Genomic DNA, 21,743 nt, shown 5'->3' on the forward strand with positions numbered 1-21,743 from the left:
GTTCTTATTACCCGCTTTGATGGGCGAATTGCGCCAGTTGATGTTCACACAGAAAGCGAAACGTCGTGCCGGGAAAAACCATCGGCAAACGCAGACGGCACACCGTGGAAGGATTATTGATTTCCTCGTTAAGTAATTGCATCACAACACGATAAGTCCGTTGCGCGGGCTGACGCAGTTCACTCTGGCGATACATTTCGGCCAGATAATAATGCGCGGGCCAGTATCCCGGCTCCTGATAGACAACCTGTTTAAACCAGGCGATGGCCTGCTGAGTCTGGTGTTGCCACATCATCGCCAGACCGAGCAACATTTTGGCCTCTGCCGACCACTCATCCTGAGCGAGGATCTTTTGCGCATTACCGGTGGTCTGCGAGAACTCTCGCTGCTCAAGCGCAATCACCCCCTGAATCAGTAGCGCATCCTGATTGCGTGGTTCGCTTTGTAATACGCTGGCAACACAGGCTTCGGCTTCAGAAAAACGTTTTTCATCAAGGCAGACACGCGCCTTTTTCAGCCAGTCGTCAGACTTAAGCGCCGCGGGTGCAGGAGGCTCAATAAATACAGGGGGAGTGGTGACAGCGACACGCGACGCAGCCCGTGGCGTTGGGACGACCAGAGGGGATTCTCCGTGGTGGCAAAAATAGAAAATGCCGTCTTCCTGCTCAAGCTTCAGGATGTCGAAATTGTTCGCCAGCGTTTCTGCGTTGCCGAAGAACAAAGCGCCGTGCGGCTGCAACATCCTGTGCAAATTTGCGTGCAGCTCGCGGCGGGTCGGCGTGTCGAAATAGATAGACACGTTACGCAGCAAAATAATGTCCACTTCCGGCAGTAACTGCTCTTTTATAATGTTGGTGCGGTGGAACGACACTTTTTCACGGATGGCATCATGCAGCCGAAACTGGTTTCCCGTGCGGGTAAAATAGCGCTGCTGAATTAATGGTTCGACGCCGCGAAACGAGTAGCTGGAATAGCTGGCATTTCTGGCTTTTGCGAGGATCGCCGGGTCAATATCGCAGCCATAGAGTTCAACCCGTTCCGCCATCCCATCGTGATACTTTTCATGCAATTTGATAGCCAGCGAGTAGGCTTCTTCTCCTGATGAACAGCCAGCACTGAGAATGCGCACCGGTCCGCTGCGCTGCTGCAGAATGCGCGGCACCCATTTTTCGCAGATTAAATCCAGCGTGTCGCTTTCACGGAAAAAATAGGTTTCGTTAATCGTAATCAGGGTAATAAAACTATCGAACTCGTCCTGTGACAGTCGCAGTTTTTCATAATATTCATAGTAATCACTGATATGACGTTCAGCCATGCGTCGACTCAGCGCCGATTTCAGCAGCGCTTCCATCGCATTGTCAAAGTGCAAACCCACCCGGTCTTTGATCAAGCGGGCGTAATCAGGAAGATTGGGTATCATGGCAATGTACTCTCGAAATGCCCGTGACCAGCCATTGCAAGCAACACCTTCGCGAGGCCATTTAGCGGGATCGTGCGATGTATGAGCTGTTTATCAATCGCGTTCTTGTTCATACCAAAAACAACCGAACTTTCTTCATCCTGTGCCAGCGTTCTGCCTCCACGTTGGACGATAAGCTCAATGCCGCGACAACCGTCGCTGCCCATCCCGGTCATGATCAGTCCGACCGCCTTTTCACGAAATACCTCAGCGACCGACTCCAGTAGCAAATTGCAGCTGGGATGATAAACATCACTGTCCTGTCGTGGGACCGCCGCCAGCCGCTGGTTACTTTTGACGATCAGATGCTGTTCCGGAGGCAAGATATAGACATATCCTGCCTCCATCGGGTCATTATCCTGTGCCAAACGCACCTTCAGGTCGGTGACGCTATCCAGCCAGTGCACCATGTTTTTGGCGAAACCATCGGCAATGTGCTGGGCGATAAGCACCGGACATGGAAAGGTCCCGGGCAAATCCTGTAACAGTTTGCTCAGCGCCTGTGGCCCTCCGGTTGAACAGGCAATCGCCAGCACGTAAGGCCAGTCAGCCGTGGTCTTCACCGTTTCCATTGCCAGTCGAGTACCCGACACACTCGGTTCAGAAGGGTAGCGTAATCCCTTGATATGGCGGATAACTTTAACCCCTACCAGCAGTTCCACCTGCCGGTGCAATGTGCGGGTGGCGAGCGGAGAGTCGTTGCTATGGTGCAGCACCGCCAGCGCCCCGCGAGAGATGTAATCTTCATCACCTGCATTTTCACCGCCAAAACGCATGACCAGGATGGGGATCGCGCTGGTCGCCATGATAGTTTCGACGATCTCGACGTTATCGGCAGTCGAGGTTTCCAGCGTCAGGATCAGCAGGTCAGGCGCTAACTGTTGCAACAACCGAATTGCCTGCCTGCGATGTGCCGCCTGTCCCACCACCGTAATTTGCGGGTGATCTTCCAGCTGTTTGACCAGCCCGTTGCGCGACACGCTGCCCAAATCAAGGATCAGTATCCGAATACCGCAGCTACTCATGCATCCATATCCATCAGGGTAAATGACGTCGAGGCCTCTTTCAGCGCCTTCGACAGCTGCGTCATATCCTGACTCACAATCAGAATGTCTTTGATCGACTGTGACGTGTAGTTACTGGCAACAACGATTTCACGCAGGGCCATTACCACCTGATTGCTGGCCGTTTTCTGCTGCTGAGTAGACAGTGAGATCTGCAGCGCCGCCGTAGAGGTTTGTTCGGCGGTAACGACGATATCATTCAGGTGTTCAGCACTCACCTGACAAGCCCTCGCCCCCGCTTTGATACTCTCACCGCCTTTTTCCGCATTCAGCACCAGTCGGTTAATCGCGTTCTGGATCTCACTGATTTTATTCTCGATTTCAACCGTCGATTCAGTGACAGAATCCGCCAGGCGGCGGATCTCAGCCGCCACTACGGAGAAGCGTTTCCCGGCTTCTCCGGCGCTGGCCGCTTCCAGGGCGGCGTTAAAGGCGATGAGTTTGGTTTGATCAGCGACGCTGTTGATGATCACCATTACGCGGCTAATTTCCGTCGACTTATTGCCGAGCATCATAATTTCACGCATATTTTGTTGGTTATCGTTGTCGATATCCGTCATGCGCATCAGCAATTGCGACATCGAATCAGAGCCTTTATTGCAGTCCTCGAGCGTCTGGTTGGCAATATCAACCACCGCGCGCGAATGCTCCGCTATTTGAGTGGAAGAGGCCGACAATTCTTCCATGGTGGAGGTAATTTCAGCCACCGAAGACGAGGTTTCCACGCTGGTTGAGGCTTGTCCGTCTACCGCCTCGGTGATGTGTAACGATGCCTGGTGCACTGAGTTTGCATGGGACACCATATCGCCCACCAGCGAGTGCAGTCGCTGACGCATCATTTCAACCGCACCGAGCAACTCGCCTATCTCATCAGGATGATCGACCTGCACATCCACCGTCAGGTCACCTTCCGCGATGGTTTGCGCGATCCCCAGTACGCGGTTTAAGCGACGCGAAATCAGGAAACGGCTGGCAATCGCAATCAGCAACAAAATGATGGGCAACAGCAGCGCGGTGAACAGTAGCAGGCCATTGCGCACAAGGTTGCTGCTTTTAGCAACATCATCCACATTACTGGTGGTGGCAATGATCCAGTTAATCCCTTCAATGTATTCATAGACTGCGACTTTGGTCATGGGGGCCACACCATAGCCGCTCACCCAGCTGTAATAGGTAATGCCATTTTTATGTTCGAGGATATCGGCAAACAGCTTATAGCCATTGGCGTCAGTAATATTGATAACTTGTTGGTTAGTCAGCGAAGGGTGTGCCTGCATACGCCCCGGTTCGAATCCGGCATCCAGCACGTAGGCATAGCCATTTTTACCAATATGCACATCCAGTAACTGCCTGATAATCGGTTGCAGGGTCTGTTTAACATCAAACCCGACGGCCACGGCCCCCACCACCTGACCATATTTATCGGCGATCGGCTCATAGTGGCTAATAAACTGCTTACCAAACAGCGTGACCACACCAGAAAACGGTTTATTTTTCAGCAAAAATGGCAATGCCGGATTATCGTGCCCCAGAACCGTTGCTTTCGCCGTGTTACCCGAGGTTGCCAGCAACGTGCTGCTGGCGCGAACAAACTGTTCGCCCTGCAAAATAAAGGTACTGGCAAAAACGCTGGTTAATTCTGTGAAATGGTCGTTTGTATTGGGATTACTCAGTAACGTTTTTAATTCAGACGAGTCCATAGAACGTAATGGTTTATTGGCCACGTTCTGGTAGTTGTTAATATAAACATTGCTGTAATGTTCTGCATCCCGAGTAACCCGTTGAAACTCATTAGAGATATTGTTATGGAAAATACGGGTGTTGGTTTTGATCATTTCCAGTGCATTGGCCTGCAACTCACTGGACAAATAATTCGATAACATAAAAGAGGCGCCAATCAGCAGCGTAGCAATACACACCACCAGAATCATGCCGAGTTTCATCGCTACGCCAAGGTGAATACTGTGCAACCAGGCGAGGACTCGTGCAACGGGTCCGTCTGAAGGTATGGCCGCCGGGCGTTCTTTTACTTTAATCATGTCACTCATATTTTTGTTCTCTGTCTGAGAAGGAGCGGTTCTTTTTTTGAGTCAGAATTGTGCTGGTGCCACGCTATTTCAGCGTGAGCAGCGGCGTCGGCTTACCAATGTGATATCCCTGTAACCACCCAACGTTCATTTGCTCAAGGCAGACCTGAATACTGGCATTTTCCACAAACTCGGCGACGACCTGCATGTTTTTCATTTCGGCAACGCGGCAGAATGATTCGACGATGTAGTAGCTGATTTCACTTTCCGTGATCCGCCGAATAAACGAGCCATCAATTTTCAAAATGTCCGCCTCGATATTCATCAAGCGCGCATGACTGGCAAACCCGGTACCAAAGTCATCAATCGCCACCCGGCAGCCCAATTGGCGAATTAAACGCAGCGTTTCTACGGTTTGCTGTTTATCGGACAGCGTATCCGCTTCAGTTATCTCAAAAATAATTCGCTGCGGCGCGACGGCGTAATCCTGTAAGAGCTGGGTGATCTTCGAGACAATATTTGAGCGGCACACCGTCACTGGTGCCAGGTTAATAGAAAAGCAACGCTGTGGATGGTGGCACATGGCTTTGAGCGTATTTTCGATGACCCATAAGTCGATTTCCGGTGCCAGCCCCGCATCATGCGCCACCGGCAGGAAACTGTTTGGCGAAATAAATTCGCCCTTATCGTTCAGCATACGAATCAATATTTCATGATACGATTCTTCACCCTGAGTGCTGACAATAGGCTGGGCCATCAGCACAAACGCATTGTTATCCAGCGCATTTTGCAACGCCGTGCGAATATCGGTTTTATCCACAATATGGTTGCCGAGCATGCGGCTATGCTGCGCTTCCAGGTTTTCTGGTCTGCCATTGGTCAGTGATAACCCCGCCACCATGCCCAGTTTTCCCACCAACTGGTAGATGTCATCGCTGACATCATGAATCAGGCAATAGCCCAATCCACTGCGAAATCCCAACCGCTGATTATTATGAAAAAGGCGAAAACCGTTAGCGGCCTGGTATAAATCACACAACCGCTCCCAGGTACAATTTTCCAGCCGGATCAGCAGATCATAACCGGCGTGGTAATAGACCTTCTCACTTTCAACCAAATACTTCTGCAAATGCTCAGCCAAAATTTTCTGGTAGCGGGTACGAAAATGAAAGCCGTAACGGCGGGAAAACAACTCCAGCTCGGGGAGTTGAATCAGGCACACCGTCGCATGCTCGGTCGTAAACAGTTCCGTCTTCAGCGCGCGCAAGTTTGCCATTCCCGTCATCGGGTCGGTCAGCCCCAATAACAGCGCCTGGCTAAACCGTTGACGGGTAAATTTTGCCAGTGCGCCCATGATCACAATGGTGAGTGAAAAGATAAAAATAAGCGTTGAAACCATGGCCTGGTGCAGCATGAAGCTCTCATCGCTGGCGATATAATTATCGTTATGCTTGCCCAGAATAATTAACACCACCGTCCACACCAGCATCGTAAATGAGTGGCCAATCTTAATGGCTCCCCACAACATCAACGGGAACAGCAGGATCAGGCTGTAGAACGAGAAGAATATATTCGAGTTATAAGGCGACGTTAAACATAGCATCAGACAAATAAGCACTGTACACCACGCAATGACGCCGTATGCCGTGACATTGCCTTTGCACTGATCGCCGATCGACTTAATAAAGGTCAACAACCAGGATGGCCGGCGCAAGATGCGAAATGCTTTGTAGAAAAAGGGGACCCCCGTCAGGCAACCGTTGGCAAGCCCCTGGACACGCACCAGCATTTCCAGACTCATAATATGCAGGTTCGCCACATCCGAGCGTTGGCTATGGGGAACCACAAAGGCGAATATTTTGCTGAAAAGCAGATACAGCAAAATGTTGTAGCCGCAGAGCCAAATCATTCGATTCAGGCTGATGGTGATCCGGCTAAAGCTGGCGCTGCTGCGTCTGCCCGTCACTTTACGGTAAATGGCATAGCTCAGCGTCGATGCCGCCGTCAGGCATAACGCATCAACGTGTTCACTGGGTGGGCCAACCAACAACATCATCGCCAGAAATAAAATCAACCCTGGCAGTACCCGGTAACCAAAGAGGACCAATGCAGCGGAAAATACGGCTAATTTGAGATCGTATACGGTTAAAAAAGTATTATTAAGAATACAGTAACCGCTAAGATAGTGTGCCAATGGATAAAAAAGTCCAGGTACGGCAAGCGGCAAACACCATTCACGAATGTTCTTTGCCGTGTTTGTATTTATTATTGCATCCAAATCAATTTATCCGCTATACACTATACCAATAGGAATTTAATCCAGACTCTAATGTCGCAAACAAATCCATTTGGGCCAGTCAATTAACCATTGTAAAATTGATGACATTGACCGCACACAGAGAAAATAAAAATCTTTACATTGAAGCGTTTATTTTATTCAGTTCGAATCAGAAAATAAACAACCAGTTATAGATAAAAATGGACATTTAATAATATTCAAGCTGTTATACAACCAGTCTGAAAACTATCTAATCCATTGATGTTTAGTGTAAAAACACACCACCAACAATGCCTCAACCACACATCTTACCAGTGCGGATAAAAAACACCCCCTGCAGGCATTAATGTCAACATTAATACTACGGTCAGCGACTTAATGGAAATGTGCTTTAATGTACATTTTTACCTGTTGACGAAATTTACAGCGTTATCTATATTCTTACACCGTTATTTTTATCGTTAAACACCCAGCCCCAATGTTAGTTAAATGTTGTACCTGAGAGTTTCACACCTTTCATCTACTTACTTGCAACAAAAAATACTCATACTGTTATTTCATTAAGTAATAAAAGAAATTTAATTCAGCCTAAATGAGTATTTTCAGGAATTAAAAAGAATCCGTGGCCACGTCTCTGTTTTCCCTTAAGGCAATAAAAGGATGGCAACATTCGATCACCGGCAAAATAACGCAGTTTTTGCTGGCGGGGATCATTATTGCATTTGGCGCTGGTGCCTTTACCAGCTGGAGCCTGATCGATAACTTTTCTTATCAACAATGGGTTCAGAGAGCAGAAGCCAACGCTCAGATCATGACCTACATCATCCGCAGCGTGTATACCAACGTTTCGGTTGAAACCAGCGATGCCGGGCAAATATCCCGCATTGTCTCAGACCGCCAGCTTGGCGACACCGACTCTATTATTCAGACTGGTTATAACCCGGTCGACGTTCTGGCGCTGGCATCAGCACAAACGCACAATCCCACCTGGATGTTTCTGTATACGCCCGATAAGGGCTTTGTGGGCATCAACAATAAGTCAGAAGAGGGCGACGGGGTAATCTCCTTCACCGGGCGTCTGCCACGCGATGTGCTGGTCAATGACTATATCGGTTTTGCTCAGATCAACGGCGAAGAGTGCTTCATCAGCGCCGTCCCTGTGCTGACACCCTCAGGTGAAATCCTCGGTAGCCTGATAAGCAGCATTGGCAAGAAGGGTGACCTGTACGCCGCTTATGATGCTATGTTGAAAAAGAGCAGTATCATTTTCATCCTCATTTTACTGGCGACGCTGACACTGGTGACGCTGTTCATGCGCCGCCTGTTCCGCCCGGTTCCGCTGCTGATTAACTCCATCACCCGCATTGCCCACGAGGAAACCGACTGTGTCACCCCCTATCTCGACCAGGATGATGAGATTGGACATCTCGCCAGCGCCATTGAAAAATTGCGCGTCGCAATGAAAGAACGCGGCTATCTGCAGCGCATGCATGAAATGTCGCAAAAGATGGAGCATATGGCCCATCATGATTCGCTGACAGGCTTACCCAACCGCGTCTCTTTCGGGCTAGCGCTGGATAAACGCGTCAGTGAAGTCCACCAGGCAGATAAACCGTTCAATCTGCTATTGATTGACCTCGACAACTTCAAGCCAGTGAACGATACCTTCGGTCATAAAGCGGGTGATGAAGTATTAATCAGTGTGGCGCAGCGCCTGCAGCTACTGCTGGGGCCAAATGATATGGCGGCGCGTCTGGGCGGGGATGAGTTTGCTATCCTACAACAGGCCAGCGACAACGCCGTCAAAGAGGCGAATCGCCTGGCGAAGCGTGTTCTCCGCGCGCTGAGCACGCCGTTTAGCTGGAGCACCCACACGTTTTCCATCAGTTGCAGCATTGGTATCACCACCGCACCTTATCAGGGCAACAACACCTCAACGTTGATGATCAATGCCGATCTGGCCATGTATGCCTCCAAGCATCATGGCCGCGGTTGCTTCCATTTCTTCGAAGACGGCATGGTGATGAAACAAAGCCACAGCCTGTTCATTAATCAGGAAATCATCGATGGTATTGATAACGAGCAGTTCGAACTTTACTATCAGCCCATCGTTAATCTGCAGGATGAAACGATTCATGGCTACGAATCGCTGATCCGCTGGAATCACCCAACTAAGGGGCTGATTTATCCGGATTACTTTATCAATATTGCCGAAAGCTCGGGCTTAATTGTGCGTTTAGGCGAATGGGTTATTCGCCAGTCCTGCGCCGCCGCCGCAAAATGGCCGGAACGCATCCGCATTGCCGTCAACGTGTCAGCCAACCAGTTACACAATCCGGGGCTGGTCGACGTCATCAAAGAGGCGTTACGCACCAGCCAGCTGTCGGCCAATCGCCTCGAAATTGAAATCACCGAATCCGAGAAACTGGATCACTCTATTGCCCTCCCGGTACTGAAAGAGATCCGCGCGATGGGGATCGACATCGCAATGGACGATCTGGGAACGGGCTACGCCGCACTGGACTATCTGCTGGTCTACCCCTTCACGCGCATCAAGATTGCCCGCACACTCGTCGATAAGCTGGCGCAAGATAATGCCAGCCAGTATTTGATTGTGATGCTGATCCAGTTCGCACAAAAATACAATATTTCCGTCACTGCGGAAGGGGTGGAAACGCCGCTTCAGCGCGACATTCTGCGCAAAATTAAGTGCCAACATGTGCAGGGTTACTTCTTTAGTTATCCACTTCGCGAACGTGACGTGCTGTCTGCTTTTGCCACTGAAGCCCTTGTCGAAGAGGTCATCTATGACTAATCGCCTGTATTTGGCAAAGCGTATTTTGCTTGCCGCTGCGCTGTTAATCCCCTTCTCTGCACGCTGCGCGACAGATGTTTCACCCGAGCAGCGCACGCTGGAGAAGATTGCCAGTCAGAAAACCATCACTCTCGGTTACCAGGATGATGCCTTTCCTTTCTCGTATCAGGATGGCAAGTCACCTGCTGGCTATTCCATTGATATCTGTAAAAATATTGTCGGTGCACTGAAAACCAAACTGCAGCTAAAAACGCTGAAAACACGATGGGTGCGCGCAAACTCGGCATCCCAGTTTGTGCTGATTAAAAAACACATGGCCGATATCATGTGCATTCCGGCTTTTTATTCGAAGGGTCGACATAGCATTAGCGAATTCTCATTACCCTTTTACTTTTCCAGCACCCGCTATGTGATGCGAAAAAATGCGCACAATGACAATCTGCAAAAACTTTCCGGACACAGCGTGCTGGTAAAAAGCGGTACGGTTTACGTTGAGCAATTACAAAAAATTAATACCGCCAACGCGCTGAATATTAACATTGAGCTGGATACCAACAATAACGTCGCTTTCAATGGCATTCAGAGCGGCGCTTATCCGGCGCTGATTTCCAGCACCGTATTATTAAAAGGGATGATCGCACAGGCCGCAAACCCGAATGAGTACGAGCTATCCCGTATTGCGCTCAGCGCGCCGCTTCCGGCGGGATTGCTGCTCCCTTTACACGATAAAGAATTTAAAGAGTTTGTTGATGACACGTTATCTTCGCTGATGACCAGCGGTGAGTTTACCGCCTTATACAATAAATGGTTTCAGTCCCCGATACCGCCAAAAGCCATCAATTTAAATATTCCCATGTCAGATAATCTGAAAGCATTAACATCAGCAAAAAAGAAGATCGGTTTTGATTATGAACAATATAATTAAGCATGAGATAGCCCGGGTAAAACGTGTGGCGCAGTGGCTGATATTACTGTCTGGCCTCACCGTGTCCCCTTTGTTGATGGCGCAACAGAACGCCGCCACGCTGGATCACATCCAGAACAGCAGCGTACTGAACGTAGGGTATCGCCAGCTGCCGCCATTTTCCTTTACCGACCACAACGGCAAGGTAACAGGTTATACCATTGCGGTGTGTAACCTGATTGCAGACAAACTGCGTCAGTATCTCAACCTTAACTCCTTAACCATTCATTATATTCCGGTGAATTTTGCGGAACGCTTTTCTGCATTAAAAACACGTAAAATAGACATGGATTGTAGCGTGAATGCTAACGCACCGGAGCGGACTTCCAGGGTTTCATTTTCTGTTGACTACTACATCGCAAAAATGCGCATCATCTCTTTACGCAAAAACAATATCCATTCTCTGGCTGACTTAAAAGGAAGAACGGTCAGCCTGCCTGGCAGTTCAAAAGATTTGCTGGAATTCAACAAGGCAAATCGGGAGCAGCATCTTAATATTTCAACGATAACCACCACCACAATAAACGGAGCGTTTAATAAAATGGCGCAGAATGAATCTGCAGCGCTGTTTATCGATGATATCCTGGCCTGGCCGCTGATTAATCATAGTGAACAGCCTGACACATTCAGCATGTCAGCCGAAACTATCGGCTCGGATATGCACTATGCCATTATGATGCGTAAAAACGATCCACAGTTTGTGACGTTCGTCGACAGTTCACTGAAAACGATTTTCGCTTCCCCTATTAATACACAGTTGCGCAAAAAATGGCTGGCGCCTTATTCCTGTAAAAAAATGGGAAATCAGCCACCTACACAGTGTCAGCATCATCATTGAACAAAATAAGCGTCAGTACACTCACTCGCTTACTTCGCCTCTGGCAGATCCCAGGGGCATTATTGTTGCTATTGATGGTCAATTCACTGCGCGCGGCATGGGATTTCGCCACCATCATGCAGAAGTCCGATGCTCTTTATGGCCCCGCCAGCACTGCAGCACAACAGCGCATCGATGCCTGGCAGCAACTCCTGATTCAGCTGCGCCATGCGGATGAACAAACACAGTTGCGCGTGGTAAATCGGTTTTTCAATACTCAGCTACGCTACGCCGAGGATAGCGACGTCTGGCACAGCGTCGACTACTGGGCAACACCGGTGGAGTCCCTGCGCCAGGGCCAGGCTGACTGCGAAGACTACGCTATCGCCAAATATTTCACGCTGCGGCAGTTGGGTGTTTCCGAAGAGAAGCTGCGTATTACCTACGTTAAAGCCCTACGTTTAAACCGCGCGCATATGGTGCTGACCTGGTATGCCACGCCGGATGCCATCCCCATGGTCCTCGATAGCCTGACAAATACTCTTTCACCGGCCAGCCAGCGCCAGGATTTATTACCGGTGTACTCATTTAACGATGGCGGCCTGTGGCTGCCTGGCAATCAGAACACAAAACGTATTGGGGACAGCAAGAGACTTTCTCGCTGGCAGCAAGTATTCACAAAAATGCGGGAAGAAGGCTTCCCGATGGATAAATAGGGATCGCCAGTGTCACTTTTTAAACAGTTACTTTTTTCTATTTCTCTCTTCATGATGATTGTCTTCAGCGGCAGTTTTATTGTGACGCTGGAAAGCTCCCGCCATCAATACAACAACCAGCTGCTGGCACATGCCCAGGATGCAGCAACGGCTCTGGGAGTTTCGCTCACGCCGAACGTCAACGATCCGGCGATGATCGAGCTGATGGTGAGCTCTATTTTTGATAGCGGCTACTACCAAAAAATCCGCATCATCGATCTGGCAAACGGCTCAACAATGCTGGAACGCCACGCGGCGGCGTCGATCCCGGATGTACCCGGCTGGTTTGTTGATCTGGTGGATGTGGTCCCGCAAACGGGCAATGCGACTATCATGCGCGGCTGGCAGCAGGCCGCTCGCGTTGAAGTCACCAGCGATCCTATCTTTGCGGTGCAACGTTTGTGGAACAGCACCGTCGGCAATCTGGTGTGGATGCTGTCCTGTAGCCTTGCCTGCCTGATCGCTGGCATTATGCTGCTGCGTAAACTGCTGCGCCCGCTCAACTATCTGGCGAAACAATCAGAAGCGATTACCCGTCGCGAATTTTTGACGTTACAGGAACTGCCAAAAACACCGGAACTTCGCCGCGTCGTTGGCGCCATGAACCTGATGGCCACCAAGTTGAAATCACTCTTTGAAGAGCAGGCCATCTATAGCGAACGACTGCACAATGAGGCCTATCTCGACAGCCAGACCGGTATTGCCAACCGCCGGGCGTTCGATATGCAGCTGCAGGCGCGCCTGAGCGATGCCGATACCGCGCCGGGTTATTTGATGTTGATCCGCATTCAGGATCTGGGGGGGCTGAACCAGCGTTTTGGTGGACCACATACCGATAAGCTGTTGCTGAATATTGCCAACCTGCTGAATGCGCATAGAACCAAATACGCGCCTCTTGATAGCACGCTCGCCCGCATTCGGGGCGGCGAGTTCGCCCTGCTCTGCCCCGGCGTCACGCACGGTGAAATGCTGGAGCTGCGCACTTCGCTGACACAAAAAATGACGGCCTTTTATGCCACCGGGATGTCAGACCAACAACCCGTCGCCTACTGCAGCATGGTGCCCTTCAGCGCCGGGGATAATGCGCAGTCGTTGTTAATTCAAGCCGATCGCCTGCTGGTTGAAGCGGAAACACATACCGACCATCAGGTGGTGCCGACCACAGAAGTGACAGCGGTGAGCGAAGATCAGCATTTGTGGTTTGTGCGTCTGGAGCACGCGCTGGAGAACCAGCAATTCCAGCTGGTATATCAACCCGTGGTCGACTGCCATCAGCCGGATAAAATCCTGCATTACAAAGTGCTGTCGCGCATTGTTGATGAGCAGGGTAATACCATTAACGCCGGTCGTTTCCTGCCGTGGATCCACCGCTTTGGCTGGAGCCATCGTCTGGACAAGGTCATGTTAAAACTGACCTTAAACCAGCTGAAAACTGCCCCCGCTAAGGTAGCACTGAGTATTTCGGGCAGTTCAGTAACCAGCCCTGGCGCCATTTCTGACCTGTTAAATCCGCTGAAATACGCACCGAAGCTGGCCGGTCAGTTAATCCTCGAACTGGATGAAAATCAGCTGCCTGGACCAAATCAAATGGCAATGTTCGTTAAAGCGGTGAGTCAACATCGCTGCTCGCTGGGCCTGCAACACTTCGGTAGCCGCTTCGATATGATTGGCCATCTGTCGCAGTGGGGCCTGGCGTATCTGAAAATCGACAGCAGCTATATTCGCCATATTGACAAAGAAAAAGATAAACGTTTGTTTATTGAAGTGTTATGTAACGCCACGCGCAGTATTGATTTACCGCTGATTGCCGAACGCGTGGAAACCGCAGGTGAACTTAAAGTGTTACAAGAGTTGGGCGTGGATGGCGCAATGGGACAACTGTTGGGCGAGCCCGCGCCGCGGAGATGAGAGCAGGCAGTCTGGGAGCCTTTGTTTCGCTTGCTTTTGCCGGACGATTCTTCGCTTATCCGGTCTACAAAATCAAATGGTTATGATTTTTGTCGACCGGATAAGCCTGCACCACCGGGTATTTTCTGCGTTGTGTGCAGACTGTCTGTTGCCGTTAAAAAATTCGGTCATCGTTACCGAGCAATTGTTCTAATCCCCCGAGTTCCTGACGCGCGTTCGCGCGATTCATTAATTTAACCTGCGCCATCGGCGGCAGATCGGTAATGGCAATCACGCCTTTACGCATCAGCAGGTAAATCAAATCATCCAGTACGCGCACCATCTCCAGGTCACTCTTTTGCAGCATGGCCAGGAACTGTTGGTTGTTGATTTCCGTGCCGTTGGCGTCCGCCTTATTCTGCGATTCGCCGTGTTCATCAGGTGGAACAGCATTCATCTTGTTGCCTTAGATTAATATGTCGTGACGCGACTGCCCCGTTTGCACAGGGCAGTCAGCTTCCGTTAGTGAGAGTGATTTTGCTCAGGTTTGGCGATCAGGTGATCCAGCGAGTATGTTGACGCATGCACGTCGCTACTCAACGGTGTGGAGACTGCCGTGTCAATGCCATGCGCAACCTTCGCCGGGCTGGCAATCAGATGATGATCGCCGCCGCTTTGAATGTACTTCGCAATATCTACCCCTTCATGCAGCTCGCGGGCCAGATCGCTCAGGTCGACTTTATCGAGCACGGCCTTCGCTTTATCGTCCGGTCCCAGCACGGCTGCCGCCTGTCCGTGCGCGGATGCCGCTGGCGCGTATGACAAAGACAATGCGCTGTCATCAAACAGATTGTGCAACGCATGCTGTGCTGCGGCGTGCTGTCCCTTGTCTGCCGCATGCGCTTTCACTGGTGCATGATCTTCCATGGTGACATCAGCCATTTGCGCATGTGTCGTGATATTGCCGTGGTTATCGTTCGCCTCAACCATCACGCTCACACGGTTATGACCAGCGCGTAAGGTCGACGTATCCACCGCAAAGTCATAACGTAATTCGTTATTATTCAGATGAATAACCGTATCGTACTGATGACCATTGACCAGCGCTTTAATGTGCTCGCCATCATGCACGTCGCCGCTCACACTGCCGGTAAGGTGCGTAATTGCGTTCTGCGACTCCGCCTGCGAAATATGGTTATCGCCGGTGATTTTATCCACCACGATAGTGGCGTCAGCGTGGGTATCCAGCACCACGGTTTTATGATCGGTCACATCCAGCGTGTTACCTGCCGCATCCTTAACCGTAGTTTTCACCTGAACGTCGTTATCGCCTTCATTCAGCGCGCTGGTCGGTACCGCAACTGCATAAACCAATTTATGACTGTGCGGATCCTGTGTCACCTTCACCGTCGTGGAGAAACTGTTCACCGTCAGGGTGACGCTATCCCCCATTTTCGCATCACCGGTAACGACGCCAGAAATAACTGTGTCGTGTTGAGATTCCGTTTGGTTTACCGCGTTATCCCCTGCAATACCGTTATTGATGACAATCGTACCTTCGGCATGATCATCAACCACGTAAGAATGGGATATGTGGACACTGAACGGGTTGCCGGGCGCATCATGACCAGTGACTTTGGCATCAATACTGGTGTTGGCTTTTAATACATCGGTATCCACATCAATCTGATAGCCCAGCTTGCCGCCTGGCAGCACGTCTACCGAACCATTAAAAGTACGATTACCAATCGTTAAGACTACTGGATCGCCTTTCTGCGCATCCCCCCCGACAGTACCGGTAATTGTCGTTTTCAGCGCCTGCAGCTCCTGCTGGTTCAGGACGTTGTCAACAGTGACCTTATCGATATCGACCGTCCCCTTCGCCTCCCGATCAATGGTGAGGGTTTTCGCAGTATCGATTTCCTGACGGTTGCCCGCATCATCATGGGCGGTCACATGTGCCGTAATATTCTGGTCATGGACCAAATCCACGGTACTGGCATCGACGCTAAACACTTTCTTACCGCCGCTGCTGGTGACTTTCGCCACCAGGTCTTTGCCGGCAACCCTGATTGTTACCTGATCGCCAACATCAACATCACCGGTGACATAGCCGCTGATTTTGGTGTGCTGAAGTTTCGTTTGCGCGTTATTGAGCACATCATCATCCGAAACCTTATCCAGATGAATTTCTGCCACCACATTGGTGTCAATGGTCACCGGTTTATGATTGCTCGTAGTCAGGGTGTTTTTCGCCGCATCTTCACCCGTCACGCTAACGTAAATAGTGGGATCGGTTTGCAGGCCAATGGTGCTCACCAACGCGGAGTAGCCCAGTTGTCCATTCATATGCGGCAGCGCGATCACGTCGGCATCTACCGTCACGTTATTGACGGTGATATGCACCTTATCGCCTTTGTGCACATCGCCGCCCACGGTGCCGCTGACTTCAACCTGGCCTGCCTGCACTTCATCCGCATTAATGATATCGTCGCCGCCGACAGTGTTGATGGTCACCGTCGCCGTCGCCGTGGTATCACGCGTAAAGTTCTTCGTGTAGCTGGCATCCTGATCGTTACCGTGAACGTCATGACCAGTGACTTTCGCCACAATTGAGTGGTCGGCGTTCAGGTGTTGGGTGTCGATATCCACCGAATAATGCAGCTGGTTATCAACCGTCGCGGTGTAGGTATGATTGTCCACTTCCAGCGTTACGATATCGCCGGACTTCACATCACCAGTCACGGAACCCGTCACCGTCGTCGTCGGATGCACAGTGACATCAGACTCCTGCGCGTTGAGCACGTTATCAGCGGTGATGTTATCAATCGTCACCCCTGCATCGGCGTTCAGATCGACGATGAGATGTCGGTCCGTCGACCCGGTAACCGTATTTCCGGCCGCATCGGTGCCCGTTACGGTCGCAACGATAGTCGGGTTGGTGCGCAGGTCGTTAATGCTGACCTCTTTTGACCACTCCAGCGTGCCATTATTGTTATGCACCACGGTGGTTAAGGTATTGCCATTGACCTGTAAGGACACCACGCTGCCATCGTGTAACCCTTCGCCTTTAACCGTACCCGTTATCATCGTTTTGCCTGTAAGCGCTTCTTTGCCATTGATGACATCATCGCTGGCCACAGGGTTCATGTTGATGGTGATAGGGTTATCGGTGTCGATGCTAATAACCTTGTGCTGCGTATCCGTTCCCGTCAGATTGCCCTCGGTAACGGTAACAGAGACATCAAACGTCGGGTGTGCCTGAAGCACATTTGAGGGAACATCAACCTGGTAGCCAAATTCGCCTGAAAGCCCCGGAATCGCAAATACCTTGCCGTGGTAGTCCACGCCGTTCACCGTGACGGTTACAACGTCGTTGGCATGCACATCCCCCGTCACCCGCCCGCGCACCGGCGTGGTGGTTTTTTGTGCTTCATCGTGGTTCAGCACATCATCACCCGTCACCTTATCAACGGTCAGATGAACATGCGGCTGATGCGGCGCTGACGTTCCAGTGCCGGTTGGTGGCGTAGTGATCGCTGGCGGGTTATGCATGATATACGGCGTATTCCCACTGACAGCCTGATTGTGAGTCCATGGCAGATCAATCAGTTTGTGGTCCGTTGCCGTCGCGGTATTACCATGATCATCATGCGTGGTAATCGAAACGGTGATATTACCGTTATCACCGAGATCACCCGTGCTCACTGAGGCCTGAAAACCCAGAATGTGGTTTGGTAATTCAATGACATGAGTTGTATATCGGACCCCCTTTCCAACAATAAGAATCACCTCATCATTCAACTTAGCATCTGGGTCAACATGTCCGGTGACAATCACATAGTCAGGTTTTCTGCCCGGAGCAAGATCCTGCGGGGTCGTCATGTTGGGCAATAAACCGGTGGTCATTGAATCAATCGTAATCCTGGCATCGGCATGGGTATCAATCACTACCGGACGGTCATCATGCCCATATGCCACGTTACCTGCCGCGTCAGTGGCCGATACTTTCGCATGGATATTCGGGTCCAGTAGTAGATCCAACGTGGAAACATCCGCGCTGAAGGTATGCTGTCCGTTGCTGTCCTGTACTTGGGCATAGTAGACCTGATTGTTGACGGTCAGCTCAACCCAATCACCCACCAGTACATCACCGCCCACCGTCCCGGTGACGGTTGTCAGCGGGTTATGCGCCTCGTTATAGTTGATGACAGAATCATGATCCGCCGTAACGATCGGATCAATATGAACAATAGCATCAGCATGATCGTCAACCTTCAGGGCATCCTGCGCCTGCGCCGTGGCGCTGTTACCATGCGGGTCGGTTGCGGTAATGGTGGCGGTAATATTCGGATCATGCTGCAACCACTGGGTGGCCACATCGACGCTATAGCCCAATGTGCCAGCCAAATTTGGCAGCGAGATCACTTTGGTCTCCACCGAATGTCCACCGATATTCAGATGAACAATATCGCCCACCTTCGCGTCACCGCCCACCGTACCACTCACCTGGGTTGTCGTTTTCAGCAGTTCACTGCCGTTCAGAGTATTATCCCCAGTGACGGGATCGATGGTGATTGCAGCGAACGCTTTGTCATCCAGCCCCACGTTATGGTGTGCCGTAATATGCGCATGGTTTTGCGCCGCATCGGTGACATCCATCGACACGTCGATATGTGGGCTGGCGATCAGATCGGCTGTCGCGACGGGAATATGGAAGCCCATTTTATTACCGCCGAGGTCTTCCACCACCCCGGTATAGGTCTGTCCGTTGATCGTCATTACCAGCGGATCGCCCGGATGCACTTCGCCGGTAACCGTGCCGCTGACCAGCGTATGGCCCTGCATTTGCTCATCGCGGTTAAGCGTGTTATCCGGCGTTACCGTATCAATCTTGATTGCTGCGTCGACACGCGTATCAATAATCACCGTCGTTTCAGCATCCGCTTTCGCCACGTTGCCAGCCGCATCGGTGGTGCTGACGGTAGCGGTTAAGTGCGGGTCGGCCAGCAAATCAGCTGTGCTGACTTTAATGCTATACCCGAGAACTCCGCCGCCCAGATCGACAACTTTCCCGCTCAGGACATGGCCTTTCACCGTCAGATATACCACATCATTGATATGGACATCCCCCGCCACTTTTCCGGTTACCCAGGTAAACGGTTGATGAGATTCATCACCGTTCACCTGGTTGTCACCGGTGACAGGATCGATAGACAGCATCGCCTTCGCGTGCAGATCCACCGTCATATCGTGAGGCGTCTGCACATGCTGAATATTGTGTGGAGCATCCACGCCATTGACCTGGGCAATGATATGAGGGTCTTTAAGCAGATCGCGGGTCAGAACATCCAGTTTATAACCCAGTGCGCCATTATGTTCAGGTAAGTGCTGTACGGTTGTATTGTAGGTATGCCCGTTGACGATGATCTGCACCTTATCGCCTGACTTCACATCTCCAGAAACGGTCCCCATCACCTCGGTAGTATGTCGAGCGGCCTCTGTACCATTGAGCACATCGTCACCTGCTACGGTATCAACAGTGATCCCTGCCCTTGCATGGTTGTCGATATGAACAGTGTGGGAAGTGCCGATGGTGACTTCATTACCCACCGCATCGTGGGAAGTCACCGTTGCCGTAAAGGTGACATTTTTATCTTGATTACCCTGGTTATTGTTGAATGCAGTCGAATCAACTGGAATTTGATAGCCTAGCTTACCCCCACCCAGGTCGATAACCTTGCCGGTAAACGTGTGACCATTAATCTCAATGGTCACCGCATCACCGACCTGTGCATCGCCGCCCACCGTACCGCTCACCAACTGTTTAGGCTTATCCAGTTCAAAGTGGTTTAGCACATTATCGTCAGTCACCTTATCGATGGTAATTTTCGCATCCGCATGCAGGTCGATATGCACAGTATGATCGTGGGTCACCGTTGACGGGTTCCCGTGGTCATCGACGGTGGAGATTGAAACATGCACATTCTGATCGATACCATCAGGCAGGTTTTTGGTGCTCACCGGAATGCTGTAGCCTAACGTGCCGTTCGCCAGCACCACCACGCTACCCTGCCAGGTCTGGTTGTTGAACGTTAAGGTCACAACATCGCCAGGTTTCGCATCGCCACCAACCGGTCCTGTAATAGTCGTCGTGTTCAGCAGAGATTCGGCATGACTGATAATGTCGTCACCTGCCACGGTATCAATGCCGATACTGGCGCTGGCATTGAGATCGACTCCGACAGTACGTTCTGTCGTGGCGGTGCTTTCGTTACCGTGATCATCGGTGGTGTTGATGCGGGCATGAATCACCGGATCGTTAACCAGCGAATGGGTATCCACCAGGATGTGATACCCCAGATTCCCGCCAGGCAATGCTTCGACAAAACCAGAGTACCGATGACCATCAATCATCAGCTCAACGGAGTCATGCAGTTTTGCATCTCCGCTCACCGTGCCGCTGATCTTCGTCTGACCGTTGTTTTCCGTGGACTCTTTAATATTAATGACGTTATCGTCAGTCACCGCCTCAATCGTGATATACGACTGCGTGTACATATCCGAGTCGATAGCTTTTGACTCGCTATGGGTGACGCTGTTACCTGCCGCATCGGTTGAGGTCACGGTAACGTTAATCTCCGGATGCGTTAGCAACATATGGGTGTTCACCGGGAAGCTATAACCCAACCCACCACCTGCCAGCGCAATCACCGTCGTCGTAATGGTATATCCGCCTTTCAGCTCCAGCGTCACCGCATCGCCTTCTTTCGCGTCAATACCGGTCACTCTCCCGGTGATATGCGTAACGCCGCCGTTTTCTGAAAACTCTTTAATATTGATAATGTCATCGACGGCCACTTTATCAATATGCACCTGGTTTTCGGCGTAGTTGTCGAGATGTACGGTGTGGGTGCTGACCGCCACCGCCTCGTTACCTGCCGTATCCTGTGAGACGACGGTGGCGTGCACCTCAGCGTCTTTCAGCACGTTACCGAGGTTGTCCGCAAAGGCGGCGGAGTCCACCGCGATGCGGTAGCCCAGGCTGCCGTTGCCCAGGTCGATCACCCGCCCGTGGTAGTCGTGGCCGTTGATGACCAGATCCACCCGGTCACCCGCCCGGGCATCCTCCCCGCTGACGGTGCCGGTCACCACCTGATGACGCATATACAGTTCGCTGCGGTTCAGGGTGTTATCCGCCGTCACATCATCAATGGTCAGGGCGTTGTGCGCCTCGGTGTCCAGCGTCACGGTGCGGTGATCCAGCGCGGTGACCTCATTCCCCGCCTTATCGTGGCTGACCACCGTCACCACCACCCCGTTACGGCCGGCCAGCAGCGTGCCCGCCGGGACCGCCACGTCGTAGCCCAGATGACCGTTAATATCGACCACCGTGCCGGTAAATGTCTGTCCCTGCACGCTGACGGTCACCACATCGCCCGCCCGGGCGTCCGGTCCACCCACCTTGCCGCTGATCATTGTCGGCATACGGTTTTCTGTGGCGTTGACCACGTCATCCGTGGCCACCGGACGGATATCCACCCCGTTTTCAGCGTAGTTATCGAGATGTACGGTGTGGGTGCTGATCGCCACCGCCTCGTTACCTGCCGTATCCTGTGAGACGACGGTGGCGTGCACCTCAACGTCTTTCAGCACGTTGCCACGGTTGTCCGCAAA

The 21,743-nt window shown here is 51.3% G+C and carries 11 protein-coding genes; 5 read left to right on the forward strand and 6 right to left on the reverse strand.

The genetic code is table 11. The annotated features are described in order from the left end of the window. Window positions 1-7: 7 nt before the first annotated feature. The 4 genes from IMQ48_RS15545 to IMQ48_RS15560 form a co-directional block, all read right to left on the reverse strand. A complete protein-coding gene (locus IMQ48_RS15545; protein ID WP_196209759.1) occupies window positions 8-1,420 on the reverse strand; it encodes a protein-glutamate O-methyltransferase CheR in 1,413 nt (470 codons plus the stop codon). Next, on the reverse strand, window positions 1,417-2,484 hold the full coding sequence (locus tag IMQ48_RS15550) for a chemotaxis protein CheB (RefSeq protein ID WP_196209760.1): 1,068 nt from the start codon (window positions 2,482-2,484) through the stop codon (window positions 1,417-1,419). Before IMQ48_RS15550 ends, IMQ48_RS15545 begins: the two co-directional genes overlap by 4 nt. Then, window positions 2,481-4,571, reverse strand: a complete 2,091-nt coding sequence (locus IMQ48_RS15555) for a Cache 3/Cache 2 fusion domain-containing protein (protein ID WP_196209761.1) — start codon at window positions 4,569-4,571, stop codon at window positions 2,481-2,483. The genes IMQ48_RS15550 and IMQ48_RS15555 overlap by 4 nt, the downstream gene beginning before the upstream one ends. Window positions 4,572-4,635: 64 nt before the next feature. Then, entirely contained in the window at window positions 4,636-6,744 is a 2,109-nt protein-coding gene (locus IMQ48_RS15560) for an EAL domain-containing protein (RefSeq protein WP_230326437.1), read from the reverse strand. A gap of 706 nt (window positions 6,745-7,450) precedes the next feature. Here IMQ48_RS15560 and IMQ48_RS15565 point away from each other — a divergent pair. The 5 genes from IMQ48_RS15565 to IMQ48_RS15585 are packed head-to-tail and all read left to right on the forward strand — an operon-like array spanning window position 7,451 to window position 14,087. Beyond that, on the forward strand, window positions 7,451-9,643 hold the full coding sequence (locus IMQ48_RS15565; RefSeq protein ID WP_196209763.1) for an EAL domain-containing protein: 2,193 nt from the start codon (window positions 7,451-7,453) through the stop codon (window positions 9,641-9,643). Beyond that, a complete protein-coding gene (locus IMQ48_RS15570) occupies window positions 9,636-10,568 on the forward strand; it encodes a transporter substrate-binding domain-containing protein (protein WP_196209764.1) in 933 nt (310 codons plus the stop codon). The genes IMQ48_RS15565 and IMQ48_RS15570 overlap by 8 nt, the downstream gene beginning before the upstream one ends. After that, on the forward strand, window positions 10,552-11,445 hold the full coding sequence (locus IMQ48_RS15575) for a transporter substrate-binding domain-containing protein (protein WP_196209765.1): 894 nt from the start codon (window positions 10,552-10,554) through the stop codon (window positions 11,443-11,445). Before IMQ48_RS15570 ends, IMQ48_RS15575 begins: the two co-directional genes overlap by 17 nt. Window positions 11,446-11,450: 5 nt before the next feature. Further along, the gene (gene lapG / locus IMQ48_RS15580; protein WP_370551865.1) at window positions 11,451-12,140 is read left to right on the forward strand and encodes a cysteine protease LapG; all 690 of its coding nucleotides are present in this window, start codon (window positions 11,451-11,453) and stop codon (window positions 12,138-12,140) included. A gap of 9 nt (window positions 12,141-12,149) precedes the next feature. Further along, entirely contained in the window at window positions 12,150-14,087 is a 1,938-nt protein-coding gene (locus IMQ48_RS15585; protein ID WP_196209766.1) for an EAL domain-containing protein, read from the forward strand. A gap of 154 nt (window positions 14,088-14,241) precedes the next feature. Here IMQ48_RS15585 and IMQ48_RS15590 read toward each other — a convergent pair whose 3' ends face one another. Continuing rightward, window positions 14,242-14,523: a hypothetical protein gene (locus tag IMQ48_RS15590; protein WP_230326438.1), complete on the reverse strand. Its 282-nt coding sequence runs from the start codon at window positions 14,521-14,523 to the stop codon at window positions 14,242-14,244. Between the two features lie 65 nt (window positions 14,524-14,588). Beyond that, window positions 14,589-21,722 (reverse strand): Ig-like domain-containing protein, encoded by a 7,134-nt coding sequence (locus tag IMQ48_RS15595; protein WP_370551864.1) that lies wholly within the window; start codon window positions 21,720-21,722, stop codon window positions 14,589-14,591. Window positions 21,723-21,743: the final 21 nt, after the last annotated feature.

Origin of the sequence: Citrobacter sp. Res13-Sevr-PEB04-36, assembly GCF_015672735.1 — a bacterium.
Lineage (GTDB): Bacteria > Pseudomonadota > Gammaproteobacteria > Enterobacterales > Enterobacteriaceae > Citrobacter.